Origin of the sequence: Ensifer sp. LC11 (genome assembly GCF_001695835.1) — a bacterium.
Taxonomy (GTDB): domain Bacteria; phylum Pseudomonadota; class Alphaproteobacteria; order Rhizobiales; family Rhizobiaceae; genus Ensifer.
Genome location: NZ_MBSO01000023.1, coordinates 238514 through 262688, shown reverse-complemented (window position 1 = coordinate 262688; position 24175 = coordinate 238514). Strand labels below are relative to the sequence as shown.

Here is a 24175-nt window from a genome sequence, read left to right as displayed (position 1 = left end):
GTCTCATGATCGCAATTGTCGGTTTTCTCTCCGTCCCTTTCGTCCTTCTGCCGCTCGCTTTCAGCTGGCGCCTCTGGCGGCTCAATCAGCCGACGCGTCTCGGCTGGCTGCCGGTGCTTGCGAAACCGTCGTGCTGGTCTGCCTGATCCTGCTCCTCGGTCGCTGGGACATCGCGGGCCTCGGCTCGGCGCGACGGAAGCGAGATGGTGAGACGGGCCAGCTGACAGCGCAGTTGGTCGAGGGGAATGCGCCCGGTCGTCAGGGCGCGCTCGGTTGCCTCGATGCCGCACTGCCTCGCGATGGTCTCAGCGAGATCATGGCAGTCGCCTGCGTGTCGTTGCGATAGGCGCCGGCTGCAAGTTGCGGCACGCCGGAGCCATCGATCGACCAGACGGCGTTTCGGCCGCCCGCCTTCGCCGCATAGAGCGCGGCGTCGGCCGCTGAAATGGCGGCGTGCGAATCCCTTTGCTCTTCAGTCAAGGCAATGCCGATGCTTACCGTCGCAGACAGAACACCCTTGGATGTACCGAGCCGGCAGGTTTCCAATGCGGCACGAATGGTTTCGGCGATGGCGATCGCCCCTGGGCGGTCCGAGCCAGGCAGGCAGGCGGCAAACTCTTCGCCGCCCATGCGCGCGATGAAAGCGTCGCGGGGTACGGTCCTTGACACAATCTCGGCAAATTCGACGAGCACCTGGTCGCCGGCTGCGTGTCCGTAGCGATCGTTGATCGACTTGAAATGGTCGACGTCCATGTAGAGCAGGGCACCTTCGCTCGGGGCTTCGGCCAGGAAGGTGTCGAGTTGCGTCAGGAAGGCGCGACGGTTCGGCACGCCCGTCAGTGCGTCGGTTTCCGAAGCCAGCTTGTAGCGCTGCTGCGTTCGTTCCATCACCAGCGCGAAGAAGGCGAAGCCGCCGGCCAGGCAATGCAGGAACAGCTCGAAGGTGACAAACTGATACCACACCGGCTGCTCGGCGCCCGAAGCGGTATTGCCGGCGAGTGGCCATAGCAAGATCAATGGAATCCGGACCAGATAGAATGCACCATGGCTGCCAAAGACGAAGGCGACGATGTAGGAGCTTGGCAGCTTGCGGAAGTTCTCCGATTTGAAGATTTCGAGAGCGACCAGAGCGGAATAGACGAAGATCAGCACGGAATAGAGAACGATCCTGCTAGTGACGCTCTCCCGGAAGTGATCGGAGAAGAAGGTGATCGCGATCCACAGGGCCGGCCCTGCCAGTGCGGAAACGATCTTGAGGGGGCGGTTGTCGAAGGCGCGCAGGCCAAGCCAGATCATCGCGAGGGCCAGAACCGCAAGCGCGTTGCCGAGCGATATCGTGAGGAATTGATAGCCGTCACCGCGGAAGGCAAGCAGCACGAAACCGAGCGCCCCGGTGAAGAAGGCGGATGACCAGAGCATGAGTTCGACGCTCTTGCGGTCCTGCCGCCAGGCAAGGCCAAAGAAGACGCCGAAGATCACCAGCGTCGCAAACGAGCTGAACATGATCGTCGGGGTATGCAGGGTGTCCACAGTCACCTCCTGGTTGCGGCGCGAAGCATTGCCCGAGAAGCGTAAAGCTTTCGCAAATGGCGAATTCGCTGCGACAGCGATAGCCGGACAGAAACGGCAGCGCGGCCGGGCGCTTAGGCATCGTGGAGGCAGGAAACGGGTTGAATTTGGACCCGGGAGAGACGATTTTTGTGGTAGACGCACAAGCGGAGGCTAGGAAATGGCGCAGGCAGAACATCGCTATTTTATCTTCGATACTGCGGCCGGGTTCTGCGGCATCGCGTGGAACGATGTCGGCATCACACGGTTTCAGCTTCCGACCCGTGCGGCCGACGCAACCGAGCGGCTGTTGCTGCGGCGGCTGCCGGCCGCCGAGGCAGCTCACCCGACAGCTGAGATCCGGGAAGCGGTTGATGCCGTGCAGCGCTACTTCGAGGGCGCTGAAGTCGATTTCTCCGGCTTCACGGTTGATCTCGAAGGCCAGGATGAATTTTTCCGGCGCATCTATGCCGCCGCGCGTGCGCTGCGCTGGGGGCAGACCACCACCTATGGCGCCTTGGCAAAGGAACTGGGCGCTGGACCTGAAGCCGCCCGTGATGTCGGTCAGGCCATGGCCAAAAACCCCGTGTCGCTGATCATACCCTGCCATCGGGTGCTTGCTGCCGGTGGCAAGATCGGCGGTTTTTCCGCGCCAGGGGGGTCGACCACCAAGACGCGGATGCTCGAGCTGGAAGGTGTTCACCTGGAACCGCCGCCACCGGCACAGCAGTCCTTCGGCTTCTAAGGCCTGTACGCGATCACCGCTGCGTCACCTGTAACAGACCAACGGGCGCGCCGTGACAGCCGCTCAAGCTTGCTCACGCATCCGCGCCACTCGTGGCGACGGGCCTCGGTTCCGACGTCGGCATCACCTCTTTCGAGGCGACGCTCGACTTCATGAAAACTGCACGCGTCGAGACCAACGGATGCCGCGTCCCGAGGGCAAGGCTCCCGAGCGCCTCAGAGGCGCTCGGCCAGCAGCATCTCGGCGGTATCGACGTCGGTGACGAGGTGGGTGGCGTAACCGCCATTCATCGTCGCGCGGATTGCCGCGATCTTGTTTGCACCACCGGCAACACAGATGCGGCTGGGAATACGCACCAGTTCATCGAGCTCGATGCCCACCATGCGGTCATCGAGTTCGCCGTTCACCTGACGGCCCGCTTCATCAATGAAACGGCAGATCAGGACGGCGACGGCGCCGTGTGCCTGATAGGAATCAAAGTCCTCCTGGTTTGCGACATTGGCCGATCGGATCAGCGTATCCGGGCCGATATCGCCGACACCGAAGACCAGGATATTGGTGGAATGGATGAGTTCGAATTGCTTGACGAGCACCGGTTCGGCCAGCAGCCAGCGCTTGAGTTCCGGCGTCGACAACAGCGCAGGCGCCAGCAGGTTGACGCAGCGGGCATGAATGCGCTGCGACATCAGCGACGTGCAGAATTCGGGCGAGAACTCGGGATTGGCGATCGAGCTGCCAGACACTTGCACGACGGTCAGACCGCCGAGCGGTTCTGGCAGCGAGATCTGGTCGGCAACGGCAAGGACGGTTCGGCCCCAGGCAACGCCGATCGTGTCGCCCTCCTTCACCATGTCGGCCAGAAGGCGGGCTCCTGCCTCGCCGAGCCTGGTGACCAGCGCGGTAGGTTCCCCTGCGGGAATAACCAGTGCGCCTTCAAGTCCGAACGTCTCTTTGAGCTTCCGCGCAACAGCGACACGTCCGCCGACGTCGGTGTTGACGCGGATCGACACGAGGCCCCGCTCGCGTGCTTCCTGCAGGTAGTTGACGATGGTCGCGCGCGACATGCCGAGGATCTTGGCGATGTCGCTCTGGGTCAGCTGGTCGACGTAGTAGAGCCACGCGGCCCAGACGACCCCGTCATCGAATTCGGGCGGCAGTGACTTGCCTTCGCCGATCATCGAACTTGCCCGCGCGCCATCCGTCATCCGTCACTCCGCCTGACACCTTTTCCGCCACCTCAAACCGGAAAAACCTCGGCCGTCAAACAAATTCGAAAGCTCGATTGACATTTGACACTATGTGTTGTCATTTGTTGATACGCCGTTGCAACGGGCAACCGAGATCGGGTTCTTGCTTGTGTGCAAGGAGACCGCGGCAAGCCGAGGATCGAACCGGATCCGTGGCGCGGTCCGCACCGGTTGCCGATCCCAGGCGCACCATCGCCCGCCAACCGCTTTCGGTTCGGCGGGAGAGGTTTCGCCACCTAAATTTTCGTCCGGAGCCGTCGCGGAGGACGCCCGGGCACCGGCTGCAGAGGAGCCTTTCATGAAATCGAGATGGTCTGAAACCGACTATGCCAATGTCGTCGACGCCTATGTGCGCAACGGCGTCAATCGCGATCTCGCGATCCGCACCTACACAACGCGCCTTCTCGGGTCTGATCCGGAACTCGTCCTGCATGGTGGCGGCAATACCTCGGTGAAGACCACGTTCGTTGACCTCGACGGCTCGGAAATTCCTGTACTTTGTGTCAAGGGAAGCGGCTGGGACATGGGGACGATCGAACCGGCCGGCTTGCCGGCCGTCCGCCTGCAACCGCTGCAAGCCATGGTCGCCTTTCCGACGCTCAGCGACGACGACATGGTCATGTTGCAGCGCCGGCTGTTGCTTGATCCCGTTGCGCCCAACCCGTCGGTTGAGGCCATTCTACACGCAAACCTGCCGTTCAAGCATATCGATCACACGCATGCCAACGCGATCGTGTCGTTGACGAACCAGCCGCATGGCGCGGAGATCATTCGGGAACTCTTCCCCAATTCGATCATCGTACCCTATGTTATGCCCGGTTTCGATCTCGCCAAGGTCTGTGACCGGGCCTTCCGTGCCGATCCGACAGCGGATGGCATGATCCTTCTGAAACACGGCATCTTCACATGGTCGGAAGATCCGCGCGATTCCTATGAGAAAATGATCGCCGCGATCGACAAGGCGGAGCGCCGCATCGCGCAAGGCAATGCCCGCCCCTTCGTTCAAGTGACGCCGCCGACCGACCTCGCGACGGCGGCAGACATTGCGCCGATCCTGCGGGGCGCGATTGCGATGGATACCGGCATCGAAGGCTGCCCGAAACGGTTTGTTCTGGAGCATCGCGCAAGCGAGGCCGTGCTTGAATTTTGCAATGCGGAGAATGCCGTCGACCTTGCCCGCCGCGGCAATGCGACGCCGGAGCACGTCATCCACATCAAGCGCTTTGGCCTTGCCTTGCCAGCCCCGGTCGCCGGCGAAACAGTGGCCTGGGCCGAGACAGTGCGCACGGCAATTGCGGCTTACGCCGCCGAGTACCGCGCTTACTTCGAACGCAACAATGCCCGCGTTGGCGGCAACAAGAAGATGCTTGATCCCATGCCCCGCGTCTTCTACGTCGCCGGCGTTGGTCTGTTTGCGGCCGGGCCGACCAAGAAAGCTGCAGGCGTGGGTGCCGACGTTGCCGAGGCGACGATCAACGTGATCCGCAATGCCGAAGGCATCGACAGCTTCGAGGCGCTCTCAGAGGCAGATCTGTTCGATATCGAGTACTGGTCACTCGAACAGGTCAAGCTGACGAAACAGGCGGAGAAGCCGCTTGGCCGTCAGGTTGCGGTCGTCACCGGCGGCGCCGGTGGGCTGGGCCTGGCGATCGCCGAGGCACTGCGCGCCGACGGCGCTGAAATCGCCCTGCTCGACCTTTCAGAATCGGCGTTGAAAACAGAAGCCAGGCGCCTTGGCGGTGTCGGGATCCTATGCGACGTGACCCGCCCGCAAGCCGTTGATGCCGCTCTTGCCGAAGTCGCCGTGCATTTCGGCGGTGTCGACATCGTCATCTCCAATGCGGGCGCAGCTTTTCAGGGCGCCATCAGCGAGGTTTCCGATGAGCTCTTCGAAAAGGCGTTTGCGCTCAACTTTTGGGGACACCACTACATTGCCCGCCGCGCGGTAAAGATCATGAAGGCCCAGGGCACCGGTGGCGCCCTGGTGTTCAACGTCTCCAAGCAGGCGGTCAACCCCGGTCCGGACTTCGGTCCTTACGGGACATCGAAAGCCGCTCTGATGGCGCTGATGCGGCAATATGCGGTCGAACACGGTGCTGACGGGATAACGTCGAATGCCGTCAATGCCGACCGCATTCGCACCGGGTTGATGACTGACCAAATGGTCGAAGAGCGCAGCCGCGCCCGCGGCATCACGCCGGAAGCTTACATGCGCGGAAACCTCGTCAATCGCGAGGTCGCCGCCAAGGATGTCGCCGAAGCCTTCGTTCATCTGGCAAAAGCACGCACCAGCACAGGCGCTGTCATCACCGTCGACGGCGGCAACGTCGCGGCCATGATGCGATAGCGGATGCTCGGCACGCGCGCGGCGAGCGTCGCTGCGCTCGTGTTTGTCACGGGAGATCCTCCGCCGGCACGCCGACAGAACAGCATTCGAATGCAAACCGTTTCTCGACACAACCAGACGAGCGTCCGCGCGATTTTTGCACCGCGAGCGTGACCGATATCGCCACACAGCGACGGGGCTTGGGACATCGCGGTCCGCCGATGGAGACCTCGCTCGATGAAACGATTGACAGCCGCTTTTACACTGCTCGTTGCCACCATTACTGCGGATGTGGCGAAGGCTGAGCCGCTCTCAAGTGCGCTTGCAAAGGCCCATCGCAACAACCCGACGCTCACCGCAGCCAGGGCCGGGGTACTGGTGAGTGCGCAGGACGTAGAGATTGCCAGATCTGCCATGCGCCCGACAATCAAGTTGCGCAGTGGCATAGGCTACAGCTCCGTCGTCAGCGCTGACCGCGGTACCTTTGGCATCGTTCTTGATCAAACCCTCTTCGACGGGCTGCAAACGACGAACACGTCTCGGTCAACAAGGCGCGATTGCGGGCTGCGGAGGAAAACACACGCAACACCGAACAGAATATCCTGTTCCAGGCGACCGAAGCCTACATGGACGTGATCCTGGCACGCCGTATGGTGGGCTTGCGCAAACAGAACCTTGATTTCCTGAATGAACTCACGCGATCCGAGAGAGCCCGCCACGGAGCGGGTGAGCGAACACGAACCGATGTCGCTCAGGCGGAGGCGCGACGGGCAGCCGCGCAGGCGGAGCTTGATCTTGCCCATGCTGAAGTCAAGCGCGCGCAAGCCAATTATAGGCAGGTCATCGGCGATGAACCGGGAAAGCTCTCCGGCGCCAGGCCTCCGTCTGAAAAACTACCCTCCAATCTCGACAAGGCCCTGGCTATCGCGGCAAAGCGCCACCCAGCACGGCTCGCGAAGCGGCACCTCGCAGAGAGCGCAGTGTTCGGCGTTGCTGCCGCCGAAGGAAAGCTCTTGCCCGGCGTCACCGGTTCGGTCGGGATCGGGCGCGGGCAGGGCGGCAGCGCGATCGACGCGATGGCCTTTGATGCAGGCGCGACCTCGAGAAAGATCGGCGTTGGATTTGAAGGTGCCTGTCTACGAGGGTGGAAAGGTTGCTGCACAGGTTCGCCAGGCCAAGGAAAAACGCGGTACTTCGCACTTCGAGGTCGATATTCAGGGCGCCGAGGTTCAAGCCAAGGCGGCTGCCGCCTGGGCGCAGTACCAGGCTGCGATCGCGACCGCATCCGCCAACCGGGGAGCCGTGAAAGCGGCAAGAATGGCGATGGACGGCGTGATGGCGGAACGTGCGATCGGTCAACGCACGCTTCTGGACGTTCTCAAAGCGCAGGCCGATGTCGTCAAAGCGCAGGTGAAACTGGCGAACGCCGAGCGAGATATGGTCATGGGCGGCTACAGGATACTGTCCGCCATTGGCCGGCTCGGCGCCAGGGACCTGGGGCTTGTGGCCGCTCGCAACCGCAGGCCCTGAAGCTTTGGAGGCGCATTCGACGGGGGCCCGTGGGCGAGCCGCTGGTCGCGGTGCCATGCACATCCGCCTTCAGCCAATCCGCGGAAGGAAACATGTCGGCGTGTCTGTTGTTCTTGCTTGAATCCGTCCGACGCGCCGGCGGCAGCCGGTCGAAGAGCGAGTTACAAAGTGCATATATGAGGAGGGTGACCTAGACGGCTGTCGCTGTTGCGATCTAGTGTAAGCAGTCTTCATCCATTGAAGCGCGCGCGATCATTTTTGTTTCGCAGTTCGAATTTGGTAGACCACATGAGCGTCGAGCGTTCTCCAGATGAGATGGTGGCAGCCGCCGCGCAGGCTATGCGCAGTGCATTTGATGGCACTTCAACCGCCCCATCGGAGGAAGAAAAACGGCAGGTTTTCAACACCTACATAGAGCTTGAGAAATCTCGCCAGGAACGTCGCGAAGGCTCCAGGTCGCGCTGGAGCACGCCGCTCGCCGTGGCGTTGACCGGTCTAATAACCCTCACTGGCAACTTCATTTTCGACTACCTTCGAGCTGACAATCAAGCTTCAATCGCCGCGATTTCCGCCCGTCAACAGTTTCAGTACAAGATTCTTGAAAAGGAGCTTGCAGACAAGAAGACCGAGGTTGAGCGCGCGAAAGTCTTGCTGTTCCTGGTCCGGATTGGGGTCCTGGACCAATTGAACCAGCCTGAGATAGAGAAGATCGCCTTGGCTGCACTGCCGCCAGATTCTCCCGTCGGCATCCCGAGTCTTCGATCAGGTGAGGTCCGGCAATACCTCAACGCTGTCGGCAGAGCGGACATTGCCGGCCTTCTGTCGGACAGGGCCATCGAGTTGTTCTTCAAACACGAGGCAATGACCGAGAGCAGCTACATCAGGACGACAAGAAACGGGCCTCGGAAAGACTTTTTTGGAAGCGTGTCAATCGGCTTCGGGTATAGTTTGTTCAATGTGACGCGCCAGAAGTTCGAAGCCGACTGGGGAGACATTCTCGATGATGACGTCGTCGAAAAATTGGTGCCAGCGCTCGGCTTGAGAGGCGATGCCGTTGATGCATTTTTGGCATCCGACGCCGGAAAGGTCTCGATCTCCTATGCCGAAGCGAAGGACAATTTCATAAGAACGACTTTCGGACCGTATGCCGGTCGCCTGTTGACATCTATACCTCAGGCGCGGGAGCTCAGTCCCGACTGTTTTGGTGCCGTCATGTCTGTTGCCTATTTCAAAGGGTTTACCTTTGATAGCAATGCGGTCCGGAACGAAGGAATGCGGTCCCTGAAAAAGGCGATTGAGGAGAGGGATTTGGGTTCGATCCCGGGCATCATTCGGTCCTTGGATACAATGAGAAGATTGCCTGGCGTACAGCAGCGCCTTGATGAACTGGCGAGCCTCTGCGAGGCACCATAGCCCCGGAAGATTCCAGCTCCAACCGGCGAGCGCCCGGCATGAACACGCTCAAAATGATAAGACAGCACAAAGGCGAGCGCGCCCGCAGGAGGGTGGCGCGCGCCCACTGTCCGACTACAGCCCCAACGCCCGCGTAAATTGTATTATTGCTTTCAATATTTCTAATATAGGCGCATACTCGCCTTGCGATCAGGGAGAGCAGGGCGACTATCGGCGGAAAAATCTCTGCTTCGCATCTTGTGACCACAGCGATTTGTCCCGAAAGGGAGCAGGGCGAAGGTTTGTACCGTCGCCTATGGGCATCCGTTGCGTCCAGCTCCAACCAGTTGGTCGTTGGCGCTTCACTTCGAGATGTGGCGGGTTTCGGCCTCGCGCTCGCGAGCCTGTCTGGGGGATCTGGATATGGGAGCGAAATCGACAGGCAAGACAGCTGCAGCCGGCGCCGCGTTGGCGGTGACGTGGTTTGTGCTGCTTTTTGTCGTCACGATCGTCGTGGCAACGGTGACGCTTTCAGCCAGCCAGTTGCAGGGCAGATTGCTGGCGTTTTCTCGCGCGGATGTTCCTTTTTCCGTGTGGCAAATTGACCGGCTTCGCAAGCAATGGAACACACAACAGGATGGGATTGCCGCGCAATCCGCGAAAATCGACGATCTCCGCAGGCAGAGGGACGAGGCAGCCAATAAATTTCACGAATTGCAGGTAAAATATTCTGCGGCCATCGATGACTACAACGCCTCGCGAGACGACGTGGTTGCCAAGCTTCGACTTTACGTCCCCTTGTCCTTCCCGGACAACGTCTTGGATATGGGCGACCAGGAACTGCGGGCGAAGATTGACGGGGCAATCGAAGATCTGGAAACGGCGCTCCACGCTTCGACCAAAAAGGCAGTAGACGATCTCCACGGCATTTATCTGGCGAGCTTGCGCGAGAAGAATGAGACCCTGCAGACCGCGCGGGAAGCGGAGGCGGCGGCGGCAAATGCCCGGGGTTCCCTGGAGCGGGAAGACGCAATCCTCGTCGAGGCGGAGAAGAAAATATCGAAGGTGATAGATCCCGACGGAACGATGAAGCCGGGGGACGTTGCCCGCATCTACGACCTCATCTCTGAATTTACGTTTATTGAGAGGTTTGCTCTCGGCACCCTGTACAGATTTGCGATCCTTCCAAGTGAATTCCTGAGCATCGTTTTGGTAATTGCCATGGGAATTCTTGGAAGTACGGTCCAGCTGACAAACGAGTATTATCGGGATGGCGGTATCCCAAAGAGCAGCCATTTCCTGATCCGCCCAATGTTGGGGGCGATCATCGCAATTGTCGTGTTTGTTCTTCTGAAAGCTGGCGTGCTTGTCGTAACCGATTCCGCCAAGCTTGGAGAGGCGGCGCCCCTCAATCCGTTTTTCATTGCCTTTGTGGGGATCGTTTCGGGGCTGCTGTCCGAAAACGCGCTCGAGACGGTACGTGGCGTCGGGCAAACATGGCTGCGTGGAGGGACGGTCGAGCAACGCCCGCGTTGGGCAAGCGGCGTCAAATCACATCTGTCCGAAACGAAGACGATTGCCGAGCTCTCGGGCAAAACGGGGATCGACGTGCAATCCCTGGAGAGATGGGTCGAACAGCAGGCGCCGGTGCCGCCCGACATGCAGAAACTGTTCGCAGTCTGGTTGGACAAGGACGTGCGTACCCTTTTTACCGACCTCCCGCCGCAACCGGCAACATAGAGTCACCTACCGTAAGACACGCACCGGTGCGTGGCGATGGCAGTGAGGAGGCAGTTACAGGCTGCGCCGATCCGGCATTCGGATGCTCTGTACTGCAGCGCCGCGCGCCTTATTAGACTTAGGCGTGCGAAGGTCGTTGTGGCACCTTGAACTCCCGTCTGTTTTTCCTCTAGTCGGCCACGGTCAAAAGGAAACATGCGGCAATCTTCGAGGTCTTCGCAGTTCAAAGGGCGAACGTGAGGCTCCATCAATTGCGGACGGGTTGACCGCCTGGCCAGCCACAGTCCGAGAAAACCGAGTACTTCAGCTGACTTGTGGGCGCAGTGGAGTTCGGCGATTGATGCAAGATCTGGGTTGTGCCGAGTATTTTGGGAACGATGACAGCAATCAGGCTGAGCGGTGCTCCGGGCCGGCTTTGCCGACGTTCCTCAAGTAGTGCAAAACGTTCCAACTCCCGCATCATTGGAAGCGGTTTGGGGGTGGAAGCAAATGTCGAAGTTTGTCGATCGAAACGGGACACCATCGAAACCGCCAGACAGAGCCGTTCAAGGAGGTCGTCCTTGGCAGAGGTTTCAACAAAACGGATGCCGCCAAGCGCGTTGCTGTCGGCAAATGCGGCTGTGAACGGTCCTGAAGAGGCAGCGCCGTCGCTGAAGGATTGAATGATGGAGCCATCGAAGTAGACCCACGAAAGTTTACTGCCACGAAAGTTGATCCCCGAAATATGGGCGCTCTCGAACGACACCTTGTCCAGAATAGCATCTTGAAACTGCGCCCCCGGAAGACGTGAGAAACTGAGGTCTACGCCTTTGAGGACAACGCCGCGCAGATATGCGCCCGGTATGTCCGCGTAGCGAAAGTCTCCGCCACGCTCATAGATTTTCGATATGTCTACGCCCGCAGCATGAAGGGAGATGAGCAGTTGGCCCCTCTCTGGGCTAGCAGGAGCGCAATTGAGAGCAATCTCGGCTGGGGTTGCGGAACTGCCGATCACACCCGTCATCAACCGATCCAGAAGGCTTAACCCTTCTGATGCAGCGAAATTCGAGGTACCGGAGACGGTGAGGGAAGCACCACTTTGGTAAATAGCTGCGATTTCCTGTTTCATCACATCCGACCGACGAAGGCGCGCGTCCTCTTCCGGCGATTGGTTCTCAGCCCGTCTGAAAAGTGTTCGAGTTTCCGCGAGCGTTTGACTTGAAATGTTTTGCGGACAGATCTCGCGCTGATCCTCAGCGCCGATGAAGCGGTACGGTCTCGCGTTTTCTACGCTAAGATACCTATAGGGCCTCAGCGCCTGAGTGAGGGCAGCAATTCGGCCGACAGTTGCACGTGACGGAATGAAGAGCTGGGAACCATTTTCGGCGACATGCCAACACAGGTCCCCGTCCGCTGAGGGAGGACATGAACGTCCAATAGCTTGCTTCTTTTCTTCGTCCAGGATCGCAAAAATGGCGGTGGACTCATACAAAAGACCAGACCGCCGTTGCGCTTCGGAGAGTAGGTTCTGTATCTCGATCTTGTCATTCTGGGATGACAGGAGACGAGCCTGCTGCCACGCAAGTAGCAGTGAGGCGATCGCGACAAATCCGATCGTCGCGGTGCTGGCTCGCGGCACCAGACACCAGGCGATTGCGGTTAAGGACGCAGACAGGCGTTCACGTCGACTATCGGCTTTCTTGTTAAGTATCGTGCGAAACAAGGTGCCAAGGGAAGATACGAGCCGGTGGTCCTGCGCGCTGAGAGCGATCTCTCTTGCTGATTTTTCCGCTGCAACACGCCGGTCGAGCTCTGCCAGGATACGCTTCTCAAGCTCTGCGTCGTTTTCCCCGGCGTCTTCCTCTTTGACCTGTTCCACTCCAACCTCCGACCCCTTACTTCCCAAAGCCGATGTTATGACTGCCCATCAGGGCAAAGAAGTCCAAAGTGGCGCTCGCTTCGTATGAATGTTCAGTTCTACCCGGCGTGTTAGCGAATCCGGTTCTTGTGCTCAGGCCTTGCTGTAAATTCACGTTGCGGAAAACCAAGCGCGATCGATAGGTTAGCAACCTAGCCGTTAGAATTGCAATCATGGATCGGCTTTTTGATTTACATATACAAAAAACAGAATATACTCACATGATGGGTTGTAGCGAGCCTGCGCGGCCGTCTATGCCTGGGGATTCCAAGTAATAGAATAGTAACGTTGGTGCGATCTTCGCGCCGGCGCGCATATTTACTTGAAAGTATCGCCGAAGACGTTCGTATCCAATTCTGGTTGGAATTTTGGGTGGCGCTCTCGGCACCGTTGTATCCATTCTACTTCCGGACCACGGTCTATGCCCACGCGCATAGTTCGCTCGTTGCTGCGCGTGGTTTCCCGGGCGTCCATTTTCGGAGGGCGTGATGTCGATTGCCGCGGAAATTCAGAGAAGAATTGACACCGCAGTCGCCGACGGCGACGAAGAAGCGCTTCAGAAGCTCTTGAGCGAACTCTACGAGCCGGCTGAGCAAACGGACAAGCCGTTTGATGCGGCCATTCAGCTGAAGCCCGAAATCAAGCGCGAAATCGCTGCCGTGGCCGTGGAAAGCGACGCGGCCATGAATTGGGCCAACCGGATCAGCCGCGCTGCCCGCTGGCTGGCATACAGGCGTAAAACCTCCGCTGGGTTCGCTGGGCTTCGTATTGTCGAGGAAGGCGACAGCTGGTTCCAGTACCCGTTGTTGCTCGATGATACTATCGACCAACTCAGCCGCGACGACGACAAGGCAATTTTCTCGCTTAGTGGTGCTGGCGATCTGTTGGGAGACATGGCCGAGCGACGCGAATACCTCGCGGCGCTCGAGCAGACGGCGGCCCAGGTCATGCTGTTGTCTGGCGGTGGCAACGATATGCTCGGGGGCGGGCGCTTTGCGAGCTTCCTGCTGCCCTATGCTGAGGGAAAGAAAGCCAAGGACCTGCTGAACACGCCGCTCCTCGAAGTCGAGCTGCGCAGGGCAATAGCGGCCTATCGCCAGATCCTGACCGAAGTGCGCCAGCAGTTCCCGACGGTTCGCGTCCTTGGTCACGCCTATGATATCCCGTATCCGCACAGCGCCGGCCGCTGGATCGGCGGCCCTCTCGCCGAACGTGGTATTCCGCTCGACATGGGACGTTCCATCATCGAGCTGGTCTTAGGCCGGTTCGCGGAGCAATTGCTTGAACTGCAGCGAGAGTTCACCAACTTTCGGCTTGTCGATCTGCGTGGCAAGGTGGACCGCGGACGATCGAGCTGGTTCGACGAGTTGCACCCCAAGAACCAAGGCTATGGCCGCGCGGCTCAGGCATTCCGCGACGCGATTGACGCCTTGGCGTCTGAGGGTGCAGTCGAGTTCGCAACGCCAATACGCGCCGGGGCGCCGGTTCCGATGACGCGTATGGCGCCTGGGGTGAGCCTGCCGGCGCTCGAGGCCGCCGGTCGCGTCATCGTCCTCGATCCGGGGCACGGCGGTTCGCCACCGCCCGTCAAGGTCGGTGGGTCGAGTTGGAACAACGCCATCGGCCCCAACGGTACACTGGAAAAGACCCTGACTTTCGACGTCGCGACGAGAGCCAAGGCAATTCTTGAAAGTCACGGACACCAGGTTTTCCTGACCCGCGCTGGCGACGTGAACCTTTCGCTCGCAAAGCGGGCAGAGGTGGCGCGGAGCCGGAACGCCGCGGTCTTCGTCTCGGTCCACTTCAACGCCTCGACGGGGCACAACGCGCAGGGCACCGAAACCTTCGTTCATCCAACGCAAACCGCCGCCTCGCGCCGACTGTGTGTTGCCGTGCAGAGAGCGATGGTGGCTGAGCTTGGCTTGCCTGACCGCAATGCGAGCCATCCAGGTGGTGTAAAGGAGGGTGCGTTCGGCGTCATCGACGGCAACAGCCATTCGGCTGGCACGGCCGCAGTCCTGCACGAGGTTAGTTTCCTCGACCGGGCGGACGAAGAGCAGAAGCTCGGGCAGGCGGCCTATCGGGACCGGATCGCTCGCGCCCTGAGTAAAGGCGTCGAAGCCTATCTTGGCGCGGGTCTGGAAGTCTTCTCGTTCGAGGCCGCGTTGGACGAGATCGGTGACGCCATCGAATTGGGGGCGTCGGAGGCCGGCCAGAGCGTACCGGTTTATCTCGGCATGGCGGAAGCCGCACCCGTCGGTTGGGTGGGTGGCCACGCGCTATCCTTTGAGGCGAGCGTCACGCCCGCCGCCAACGGTGCCGATTTCGCTCGACAGATCGCCGAGAGCCTGGCGCGGGACGTGAGCCGTCCGTCTGACGGAGGTGGAAATGATCTCTATGAGTTCGCCCACCTCGACCCTCGTCCAGGTTTTAACGTGTCGGGTATGGGGCGAAACGTCGAGGCGGACACAGGGGCACTCGGAACGATCTTCGCCGGCGTCGAAGCCGATGGGTTCGATATGAACCGATATGAAGCGTTCATTCGGCGGCTGGGCCTCAGCCACTTCGCGCCGGCGGAATTTCTGTTCCTGGGCAACAGCAATGCGTCCGGTGGCAGTTGCAGCCGCAAGAACGCACTGCCGCCTGAGCATATGTGGGACAACATTGCCCGGACCGCGCGGATGCTCGACGAGATACGCAAAAGGCTAGGCTCTCCTGTTCGTATCCTGTCCTGCTACCGCAATCCGGCCTACAACGCCTGCGTTGGAGGGGAGCCGAACAGCCTGCATATGCAGTTCAAGGCTATCGACTGGCACTGTGACTCCGGTTCGGTTGACCGGTGGCATCAGGCTGCGCTGGAAGTCCGGCGTTCAAACCCTGAATTTGCTGGCGGCGTCGGGCGCTATTCCTCCCGCGGCTTTATCCACGTCGATACCCGCGGGTCGAATGCTGACTGGACCGTCTGAATTTCACTTCGCAGTTCTGCGGCAGGTCAGGAGAGTTCGCTATGGTCACCACAATTCCTGCCAGGCGGTCGCGCAATCAGCCGGAGGCTGGCGCCGTGCCCTTTATCTCGGATTGGCACGATCTCAGTCCTTTCGCCGACATCCCGGCCAACGCCGGTGTTACGAACGCCAAGGAGATGCTCGAAGGGTGGACCGCCACCCGGCAAAAGGCGTTGGGCGAAACGGAGCTCGAGGCTGAGGTTGGCGACTGGAACACCGTTCCAGCGAGCCTTCTGGAACTCTTGTCGCAGCACAGGCGCGCTGTCGCACGGATTGTCGTGCCTGGTGGACAAATCGACTTTCAAAATGTCCGCAACGACAGCGGCTGGACAGGCACCGGGTTCCTGGTTGGGCCGAATCTCCTGCTGACCAACCACCACGTCCTGAACAGCGTGGCTGTGGCCGGCGTGGCGACGGCCGAGTTCGACTATGAGTGGCCGAGCGATAAGCTGTTTGCGAACGTTGGAACGACCGAGCCGCCATTGGTGCGCTTCGAGCTGTCGCCCACGCGCCTGTTTGTGACCAGCCCGGTGAGTGGCGGGCTGGATTATACCTTTGTCTGGATTTCAGAGAAGGCGGCCGAGCGGTTCGGGACGATCCGGATGGAACGGGGGTCGTTCATGATCAACCAGTACGAGCCGACCTTCGTCATTCATCATCCAAGAGGGCGCCTGAAAGAGGTGTCGCTTGACGACACCGAATTGCTTGCGGTCAACTCGCTCAACATTCTGTACGCCGCCGACACCGATTTCGGCTCCTCTGGCGCCTGTGTGCTGAACCGGAACGGCCGATTGGTCGCGCTGCACCACGCTCGACAGAGCGGCGAGGCGTTGACGAGGCTCTATCCAGAGGTCGCGCAGTATCTGTCGGACGGTCGCCGCGTAAGCGTCGGCAACGAGGGCGTGAAGCTTTCTGCGATCGCGCTGGATCTTGAGTCGCGAACGCGCGGTGGCGATAAGAGTGCCGAAAGCGCCGCCGAGATCCTGGAACACATTCAAGGGTCGGATACGCTGACGGGGCTCTTTGGTGCTCTCGGGCGGCGCAGCACATCGACCAGCGACGCGGAACGCACGCGCGAGATGTATCTGGGGTCCGCTCAGGACATCGACATCGGCTTCTGGTGCCTCCACTGGCTGCTGGACGGATCGGCAGGGCCCGTCAGGGTCGAAGACGCGGTGACCGCGATGGCGGATCTCAACCAGGACCTCTGGTGTCTGACCGATGTGCCGCCCCAGGCTGTGGTCGAGATCGTGAACGGCTTGGGCGAACGGTTCGGAGAAAAGTTCCAGGCAGAATTCAGCGAACCCGATGCGCAACTGCGCCAACTCGCTACGGCGGTCATCTGGCGACCAAAGACGGTGTCGTGCACGAAAGCGGAATGGCCGAGCGCGGTTGCAGAGGCCTGGACCCGTATCGTGCCGGAGCTCGACGGGCGGGAGGGCGTCTTCAAAGCGCCGCCTGGGTTGTTTCAAGTTGCTTCACCGGACAGCGCCGACGCCTTGTTAAATCTCGTCCCGATCACTTTACGAGCGATCCGCTCCAACGAAATGCGGCGGCGCTTGGCCTCCAAGCTGCTGGTGCGTTCGATAGATCAGGTTGTTGCTGCAGGTGGAAAAACGGTCGACTGGATCGTCGGCGGCGATTTCGAGCCTCCTTTGGACCACGAGGATTCCACCGTGCTTCGGACCCGGGACTACGAGCCGATGGCGGCATCGGACAACCGGAGAGGCAGCGCAGTCAACTACTTGCGCTCACCGACCTCGGGCATCCGAAACGTTTTCGTCACCTCGGACCTGACCCTGCTTGACAACCAACGCGACTTCTTCGAGGTGGTTCAAAGCCGTACGGTTGATAGGTTTGTCCGCAAGGTGGCCGACAATCGTCCCGTCGTTTTGAGGCTGTCGCTGGACGAGGTGAACGAGCAGACGTCCGAGCAACGGCTGAAAGAGATCCTGGACAGGACGCTGGCTCCTTCAGATACGGCGCACCAGAGGTCACAGCGGCAAGAGGCGACTGAGGTTGGGGCGCCGTTGGTGCCGCCATGGTCCGACGGATTGAGCTGGCGCGGCCTGGACAAGACGCGCTTTCTCTCCGCCAATCGGTCCCCTCTCTCGCGCTTGCTCGCCGAGATTGCGACAGGGCAGGGGCGTAAGTACTCCGATCTCTCGCCGCTGACCGAGGCTGATCTCTGGGTCATCACCTTTTGCGAGGCGGGTTTGGGCCGCAACGGGGTCGATCCGGGCTTCCGCCACTCCAACGGTGAAATCGGCCTCTTCCCGCTGCCTGCGAACATCGATTTCTGGATCGGCTCCGGCGCCCCACCCTGGGACCAGCCTATGCCGATTACGACAAACATCGAAAGCTATGCCCTCTATCTCGGCGAGATCCGCAACAAATCCGTTGCGACCGTCGGGGGCAGGACGCTCTATCGCGACCTCTTTCGCGCCCCGGAGATTGCCGGAAACCCCGAGCGGCAGGCGCGCCTTCTGGCGGGGGTCGTTCACGGCTACTTCGTCAAGGCAAATTATCGGAACCGGCCCGTTCCTTTCGACAGACTTCTTCGCGGCTTTGCCAGTGATGAAGCGGTCGATCGGATTCTGGCCGGAACCGGCTATGTCCATGACGGGACCACGATCCTGAGCAACCGCCAGCGCAACGTTGACGCTGCCATTGCTGCATTTCGGTCGGCAGTCTCAGGCCGATGAGTTTGGGCTGGGTGGTCAATTCTTCAAAGCCGCTCGCTGGACTGGTGTGGGTCTAGTGGGAAAAGCCGGCGGCGCGCCCAGGGCATCCTGCCTTCAACGCCTGCATAACCTGCATCGGCCGCCGCCAGGAAAGCGCATTTTCAAGTCCCGTCCTGCGTGCTCATCGACCGCAGGTTTAGTGTTAGATATCTCATATAGACACCATCGTCAGGATGTGGCTAATTCATTGCGGACTACAACCTTCATTGCGGACTACAACCATGAATTTTCGTCGGGGGGCGTGATGATGGTTACGTCAAGGCAGCACTGTTTCAGCGTAGTTCTGTCAATCGTTGGCGTAACGATGTTGCTGTCGGCCTACACGACGAATGCCGAGGAGGCTGGAGGCCAGCCCTCGTTGGAATGTACGGCGCGCTATTCGCTTGCGGCCGCGATTGCAGTCCGGCCAACGCTAAATTGGGCGGATATCCGGGGGGCGTGCGACGCCGCCCTCGCAAAGGCCAAGTCTACCGATCCGATCGGGCATTCGTGGTTCGTCAATGCCGGGAATGGCTTTGTCGGTGTTCCACTGGTCCTGCTCAAGGTTTTGCCGGATCTCTCGCCCGAGATCTGGGGGCCTCCTGAGGAGTTCTATTCGAGGTTTGGCCTCTTTCCAGACCCCGATCTGCCTCAGCGCATCCTGCCTCGCGGGCTCGGCATCACGGGCGCGGCAGGTCGGCCGCTCGATCATGGTGGGCGGCCGACAGGTGAGATCGACTACAACCAGCCCCAGCCGCTCTTCGTTACCCTTGCCTGCGGCGCCTGTCACACGGGGAAGATCGATCTCGGTGACAGGCAGATGGTCATCGACGGCGCGCCGAATACGCAATTTGACGTTCGCAAATGGCGCGCTGCGTTTTCCACACTAAGAGAGAGCTACCTGGCGGACGCGCAGGTTGGAACGACGGCAGCGCCGGGAGACACCACCCGAAAGCTGATAGAATTGATCGAGTCGAAGCCGAAAGGCTTCTTTTCCCGCGGCTTGCCGAACATAGCGGCAGCTCAGATTGAGCCCGTGGATGCGGCTCAACGGGCCATTTTCACACGAAATGCCGTGCAATTTCTCACTGGTCTCGCTCAGAGCACCGCCGTTCGGGCGGCTGCCGTGGCACTGCAGGTTCGCTCCGGCTCGAGCTACGGACATGATAACCGTTCGCCGGGGCTGGCAGGATTTAGTGCCGGTCAATCGGATGGCAGTGGTGACCTGCTGGCTGATCTGATTACCGATGCGGCAGCACGGGAAGGAAAGCTGCAGGAACTGCTGAAAGGCCCGCTACCGGAGGCCCTGCCGCGTTTTGCGACCGTCACCGATGCCCCTGCGGTCTGGAACCAGGCCGATAGGGTCGTCGGCCAGTGGGATGGCAGTGTGCTTGAGCCCTATTGGCGCAACATAGCCGCGCAATTGCCGATTGTCGGACAGCCCCAGAAAGTCGACCTGATGAATGCAGGCATCGTTTCCAACTTCCTCATGGGCTTGCCTGCGGCGCCCTATCCATTCGACGTGAACATGACGAAGGCGGTCAGGGGCGAGGCCATTTTTGCTGAGAATTGCGGCGCGTGCCATCGCCCTCGCAACGAACAACGGTACCCTCAAATCGGCACCGACATGAATCGGGCTCAAGTGTTGAACACGGCTGGCAGCGCGATCTTTCTAACGGCCTTCAAGGCCGCCTGCCACGACGCAAGCTTCCGCTACACCGACCCCTACGGTCGCCAGATCCAACCTTGCGCGATGCCGGACTTTCGTATCCTGCGTGATACGACTGAAGTGACCAACCAGGGTTACCTTGCTTCGCCGCTCGACGGCATCTGGGCGCGCGCACCTTATCTCCACAACGGTTCCGTCCCGACGCTTGCGCATCTGTTGCAGCCTGGCAGTCGCCCCGAGACCTTCTTGCGCGGGGTCATCGAATTTGACCCCAAAGTCGTTGGCTGGGTGTGGGATGCGGCGAACCTAAAGACCTACTCGCTAAAATACCCCACCGTTTCCGTTCATGACACGAAGCGCGATGGCTGGAGTAATCGAGGTCATGACCGCGACCTCGTGATCGAGGGCAAGTTGCATCGCTTGGACTGGAGTGACCCTGCGCGCGCCGGGGACTTCGACGCGCTGATCGAATACCTCAAGACGCTTTGAGGCGTCGCCCGACGACCGCACGTTCCGGAAATGCATCGCTATCACCGAGGAGTGAGCAGGTGGACCAGACCAGCATCCAAACTGTTACAGCCATCCAAATCGGGATGATGCGGGCCACCCAGCCCCACGTCCGTGGACAGCACTCCAAGATGCATGGCTGTCTGAACGCAGTGGTCGATGTTTTGCCGGTCGATGCCGGATACCGGCATGGTCTCTTTGCCTCTCCTGGCCGATACGAGGCTTTGGTGCGCTTTTCGAACGGTAGGGAAGCGGACGACCGCAATCCCGACATTCATGGCATGGCGATAAAGGTGTTTGGCGTTTCGGGCGACAAGGCACATGTGGATGGACCGGAGGGAGAACAGGACTTCATCCTTGCCGACAACCCGGTCTTCTTTATCCGGACTGCCGAAGATTATGCGATTTTCATGCAGTCCTTGGCGCAAAACGCGCCCCAGGGCCGGCCGCCTGTCGAATTCATCGAACATCTCTCAAAAGCGCATCCGGAGGATATTTTGGTCCTCCAGGCCTTCAACAAGCATCTACAGACCAGTCCACTGACCGCAGCGTATTGGGGACAGGTGCCCTATGCGCTGGGTGCAAGTATCAATACTGCTTGCCGCTATCGTGCGGTCCCGCAGTCCGGAATTGAGGCGGGGGTCGCCGGTGACAGCCACGACTATTTGCGCGAACGCATGGCTTCACGCCTCGCGCCGGAGGCAGCCCCGGTGGTCTTCGACTTCCAAGTCCAGGTGCGGCACGATGCGAGCGCCGAGGTCGTCGACAATCCTACCGTTGAGTGGGACGCTGCGTTTGTCTCCGTGGCAACCATAACCATCCCGCCGCAGATCTTTGACACGCGGGAGCGCCACAGCTTCGGTGAGAAATTGAGGTTCTCGCCCTGGCATGCGCTGATGGACCATCGCCCCCTCGGTCAGGTCAACGAAATCCGCAAGGTGGTCTATCCCGCAAGCCAGGTTGAGCGCGCGCGCATCGCCCCGATCGGTCAGGACAGTCTCCGGCTGACCATGGAGGAATTGAGGGCGAATATTGACGACGATTTCAAGGCGGTGATCGACAGGCTGAGCCGCACCTTTGGTTATCTGTCCCACACCAAGCGTGGCCGCGGCACGCACACCTGGGGCGTGGCCGGGCGCGGGACGGCCCGCTTCATCGTGGACCCAAAATTCCCTGCGAACGACTTCTTTTCTGCGGGCAGGGAACTGCCGGTGATCCTTCGCCACTCATCGCCCGGTGCGCGCGAAGATGACCGCGCCCGTGACGGGGTGGCCGCGTCGATCAAGTTCTTTCCGCAGGGGAATGGTTACGAGGGGTCGGGTGTTCTCGACATTCTGATGAACGCGGGACGCCAGCTGTTTGTCCGCTCGATTCAAGATTTCAGCACCTTCGTGCACGCCAGCGCGGAAGAGCGAAAGGAGCTGGTCAAGCAGGGCATCATGATGGAGCCGGAACTGATCGAGGCTTACCGGATCCGTGGCTCGTTTCTCGACAGCCGGTATCACACTTGGCAGTGCTTCGAGTTCTTCGACCTTGGGGGCGCGCGATCATTTATCAAGTTCCGGTTGATCCCCGGCGACAGGGGCGCTGATCGCGGCTTGCCGGAACCAGGTTTTCGCGCGGAAGGCGCGCCCTCGATGGATCCTGAACCCGACGATCCCAGAGCACCCGATTTCCTGCGTCAGGAATGGATATACCAGGTGAGACACTCGCAGGTTCGCTACATCCTCCAGGCTCAGCTTCACCCCGAGCCCGAAGACGTGAACCCGAACCACGAGGTACTCAATCCGGGGCGGGCCTGGGATGAACATCAATATCCCTGGCTGGATCTTTGTGAGATCGGCATAAGCGAGCCAATCATGGACAATGATCTGGTCAGCGCCCTCGATATGACGCCCAACCGCAGTCCGGCCTGTATCAAGATCCCGTTGGCGACGTCGCCGACGCAATATGCCTCGCTCGGTCATGCCCGCGCGCTTGTCTATCCGGGTGCCCGGGCTGTCCGCGCCGCCTCGGCTCCACCGCAGAACAACTAAAATCACCTGCCGGCGGTTCGCGAGTAGCAAATGCGATCCGGCTTTGGAGACAAGGACGAAATGGTCTTCGAATTCTGCATCGACCCGGACGGGTATTCATAGCGCGCGGTTCTTTCGCCGGCATTCAATCACGCGGATATCTTGCGCTTTAGGGAGCGACCTATGCAAAACCTTCGTAGTAAAAGCGCCGATGGCTTCATTCGCCGTTTGCGCAGCTATGTGCTGCAGCGTTTCGAGCCCCTGTGGGCGTTTGCCGCTCGGGTCCCTTTCCTCGCCAAGATCGTCAACCGCAGCATCATCAATACCGCCGTCAACACGACGCGGAGCCGTCCGCACGTCTATTCCACGGTTTCGCCTTATACCTCATGGGTGTCCCTGACGGATAAGACCTATTTCGCGCGCCATCTCCCGGCCCGCGACCCACAGCCTCAGTTGCCAGATCGGGAAAAAGTGCTCGCCCTTTTCCAAAGGCCGGAAAACGGTGAAAGGCAGTGTCCGAAATCCACCCTCCTGTTTCCGGCCTTTGCGCAGTATCTGACGGACGGTTTTCTTCGCACCGAGATGTCAGCGAGAAGCCGAACGACATCGAACCACGAGATTGATCTGTCGCCTCTGTACGGCCGGACCTGGGCACAAACAGATGTGTTGCGGACCAAAAGTGAAGATCCCCTTTTGCGTGGACGGCTGAAGGTCCAGCAGATACTCGGCGAGGATTATCCGCCATTCCTGTTTGAGGAGGATGGCCGCACCTACAAACGTGAGTTCACCGATGCAAACCGCGCGCTGATACTCGATCCTCCGCTCGGGCTTAAGTCCGATGTCGACGGGGCCGCGCGACAGATTTTTGCCGTCGGTGGAGACAGAGTGAATGCGACACCTTTTGTATCGATGATGAACACGCTTTTCCTGCGGGAGCATAATCGGATAGCCGAGAACCTGGTGTCGAGGAACACAGACTGGGACGATGAACGGATCTTTCAAACCGCGCGAGCGATCCTGATTGTCGTCTTCATCAAAGTCGTCATCGAAGATTACATCAATCACATATCCTCGGTCTATTTTAGGTTGAAAGCAGATCCGTCCGTTGCCTGGCCTGCGAAATGGAACCGGCCCAACTGGATGACGGTTGAGTTCGCGCTGCTTTATCGTTGGCATTCGATGATCCCGGACCAGGTCGCTTGGGCTAACGGCGATGTTGCCTCCGCGAAAATGTTCTTGGACAACAGCTATTTGACCAATGTCGGGCTCTTGAAAGCTCTGAGCCTCACCAGCGAGCAAAGGGCCTGTGCTTTGGGTCTTTTCAATACGCCGGCCTTTCTGGCGGAGGTCGAAAAGCGAGCGATCGATCAAGGTCGAGACAGCAAGGTAGCGAGCTACAATGACTACCGAAAAGCGATGGGCCTACGACCTGCCGACGACTGGTCTCAGTTAACCGGTGATCCGGCTCGGCGGCGGGCTCTGACTGCCGTCTACGGGTCGCCCGAGCAGCTTGAATTCTATGTCGGCTTGTTTGCCGAAGACGTGAACGCGAACACGCCGATGCCTCTTCTCATCGGTACCATGGTCGCGCTTGATGCATTTTCTCAAGCGCTCACCAATCCGCTCCTGTCCGAGCACGTGTTCAACGCCGGCACGTTTACCGAATGGGGCATGTCAGAAATAGAGAAACCGCAAAGCGTTCAGGAGATCGTTCGCCGGCAAGCGGGTCGCCAAGCTCTCGACGAGGCTTCGGTCGCAAAAATACGCATGACCCGCCCGGATTGGGAGCGGACGTTCGACCGTTTCTAAATCGGCCGGAGTAGACGTCACT

The 24175-nt window shown here is 59.9% G+C and carries 15 protein-coding genes; 11 read left to right on the top strand and 4 right to left on the bottom strand.

The window, feature by feature from the left end:
* Positions 1–5: 5 nt before the first annotated feature.
* Positions 6–146: a hypothetical protein gene (locus tag BBX50_RS30285; protein ID WP_161490883.1), complete on the top strand. Its 141-nt coding sequence runs from the start codon at positions 6–8 to the stop codon at positions 144–146.
* A 112-nt stretch (positions 147–258) separates the two neighbouring features.
* Here the strand turns inward: BBX50_RS30285 and BBX50_RS17425 are convergent, their stop codons facing one another.
* Entirely contained in the window at positions 259–1530 is a 1272-nt protein-coding gene (locus BBX50_RS17425; protein WP_065776581.1) for a GGDEF domain-containing protein, read from the bottom strand.
* Positions 1531–1729: 199 nt separating this feature from the next.
* Between BBX50_RS17425 and BBX50_RS17420 the strand changes: the two genes are divergently transcribed.
* Entirely contained in the window at positions 1730–2293 is a 564-nt protein-coding gene (locus BBX50_RS17420; protein ID WP_065776580.1) for a methylated-DNA--[protein]-cysteine S-methyltransferase, read from the top strand.
* 215 nt (positions 2294–2508) lie between these two features.
* Here BBX50_RS17420 and BBX50_RS17415 read toward each other — a convergent pair whose 3' ends face one another.
* Entirely contained in the window at positions 2509–3498 is a 990-nt protein-coding gene (locus BBX50_RS17415) for a sugar-binding transcriptional regulator (protein ID WP_065776579.1), read from the bottom strand.
* A 340-nt stretch (positions 3499–3838) separates the two neighbouring features.
* Here BBX50_RS17415 and BBX50_RS17410 point away from each other — a divergent pair, with 340 nt between their 5' ends.
* On the top strand, positions 3839–5887 hold the full coding sequence (locus tag BBX50_RS17410; protein ID WP_065776578.1) for a bifunctional aldolase/short-chain dehydrogenase: 2049 nt from the start codon (positions 3839–3841) through the stop codon (positions 5885–5887).
* Between the two features lie 479 nt (positions 5888–6366).
* Here BBX50_RS17410 and BBX50_RS30830 read toward each other — a convergent pair whose 3' ends face one another.
* Complete coding sequence (locus tag BBX50_RS30830; RefSeq protein ID WP_065776577.1) at positions 6367–6669, bottom strand: hypothetical protein; 303 nt, start codon at positions 6667–6669, stop codon at positions 6367–6369.
* A 313-nt stretch (positions 6670–6982) separates the two neighbouring features.
* On the opposite strand from BBX50_RS30830, the gene BBX50_RS30280 reads away from it, so the two are divergent.
* The 3 genes from BBX50_RS30280 to BBX50_RS17390 all read left to right on the top strand — a co-directional run bounded on the left by BBX50_RS30280 (position 6983) and on the right by BBX50_RS17390 (position 10528).
* Positions 6983–7396 (top strand): TolC family protein, encoded by a 414-nt coding sequence (locus BBX50_RS30280; RefSeq protein WP_065776576.1) that lies wholly within the window; start codon positions 6983–6985, stop codon positions 7394–7396.
* Between the two features lie 288 nt (positions 7397–7684).
* Positions 7685–8809, top strand: coding sequence for a hypothetical protein (locus BBX50_RS17395; protein ID WP_065783791.1), 1125 nt, complete (start codon positions 7685–7687; stop codon positions 8807–8809).
* 402 nt (positions 8810–9211) lie between these two features.
* Positions 9212–10528 carry a hypothetical protein gene (locus tag BBX50_RS17390; protein WP_065776574.1) on the top strand — a complete coding sequence of 439 codons (1317 nt, stop codon included), beginning with the start codon at positions 9212–9214 and terminating at the stop codon, positions 10526–10528.
* 247 nt (positions 10529–10775) lie between these two features.
* On the opposite strand, the gene BBX50_RS17385 is transcribed toward BBX50_RS17390, so the two are convergent.
* Positions 10776–12386: a pentapeptide repeat-containing protein gene (locus tag BBX50_RS17385; RefSeq protein ID WP_065776573.1), complete on the bottom strand. Its 1611-nt coding sequence runs from the start codon at positions 12384–12386 to the stop codon at positions 10776–10778.
* 527 nt (positions 12387–12913) lie between these two features.
* Between BBX50_RS17385 and BBX50_RS17380 the strand changes: the two genes are divergently transcribed.
* From BBX50_RS17380 to BBX50_RS17360, 5 genes are all read left to right on the top strand, one after another.
* A complete protein-coding gene (locus BBX50_RS17380; RefSeq protein ID WP_065776572.1) occupies positions 12914–15391 on the top strand; it encodes an N-acetylmuramoyl-L-alanine amidase in 2478 nt (825 codons plus the stop codon).
* Between the two features lie 41 nt (positions 15392–15432).
* On the top strand, positions 15433–18135 hold the full coding sequence (locus BBX50_RS17375) for a serine protease (RefSeq protein ID WP_065776571.1): 2703 nt from the start codon (positions 15433–15435) through the stop codon (positions 18133–18135).
* 283 nt (positions 18136–18418) lie between these two features.
* Positions 18419–20311 carry a cytochrome c gene (locus BBX50_RS17370; protein WP_244513177.1) on the top strand — a complete coding sequence of 631 codons (1893 nt, stop codon included), beginning with the start codon at positions 18419–18421 and terminating at the stop codon, positions 20309–20311.
* A gap of 59 nt (positions 20312–20370) precedes the next feature.
* Entirely contained in the window at positions 20371–22365 is a 1995-nt protein-coding gene (locus BBX50_RS30825; protein WP_244513178.1) for a hypothetical protein, read from the top strand.
* A gap of 162 nt (positions 22366–22527) precedes the next feature.
* Positions 22528–24153 (top strand): peroxidase family protein, encoded by a 1626-nt coding sequence (locus BBX50_RS17360; RefSeq protein WP_065776570.1) that lies wholly within the window; start codon positions 22528–22530, stop codon positions 24151–24153.
* Positions 24154–24175 lie beyond the last annotated feature (22 nt).

Excerpts from the sequence above, each read along its gene's own strand:
- BBX50_RS30285 (WP_161490883.1), top strand. The coding sequence starts at position 6 with ATGATCGCAATTGTCGGTTTTCTCTCCGTCCCTTTCGTCCTTCTGCCG.
- BBX50_RS17420 (WP_065776580.1), top strand. The coding sequence starts at position 1,730 with ATGGCGCAGGCAGAACATCGCTATTTTATCTTCGATACTGCGGCCGGG.
- BBX50_RS17415 (WP_065776579.1), bottom strand. The coding sequence starts at position 3,498 with ATGACGGATGGCGCGCGGGCAAGTTCGATGATCGGCGAAGGCAAGTCA.
- BBX50_RS17410 (WP_065776578.1), top strand. The coding sequence starts at position 3,839 with ATGAAATCGAGATGGTCTGAAACCGACTATGCCAATGTCGTCGACGCC.
- BBX50_RS30830 (WP_065776577.1), bottom strand. The coding sequence starts at position 6,669 with ATGGGCAAGATCAAGCTCCGCCTGCGCGGCTGCCCGTCGCGCCTCCGC.
- BBX50_RS17395 (WP_065783791.1), top strand. The coding sequence starts at position 7,685 with ATGAGCGTCGAGCGTTCTCCAGATGAGATGGTGGCAGCCGCCGCGCAG.
- BBX50_RS17390 (WP_065776574.1), top strand. The coding sequence starts at position 9,212 with ATGGGAGCGAAATCGACAGGCAAGACAGCTGCAGCCGGCGCCGCGTTG.
- BBX50_RS17380 (WP_065776572.1), top strand. The coding sequence starts at position 12,914 with ATGTCGATTGCCGCGGAAATTCAGAGAAGAATTGACACCGCAGTCGCC.
- BBX50_RS17375 (WP_065776571.1), top strand. The coding sequence starts at position 15,433 with ATGGTCACCACAATTCCTGCCAGGCGGTCGCGCAATCAGCCGGAGGCT.
- BBX50_RS17370 (WP_244513177.1), top strand. The coding sequence starts at position 18,419 with ATGATGGTTACGTCAAGGCAGCACTGTTTCAGCGTAGTTCTGTCAATC.
- BBX50_RS17360 (WP_065776570.1), top strand. The coding sequence starts at position 22,528 with ATGCAAAACCTTCGTAGTAAAAGCGCCGATGGCTTCATTCGCCGTTTG.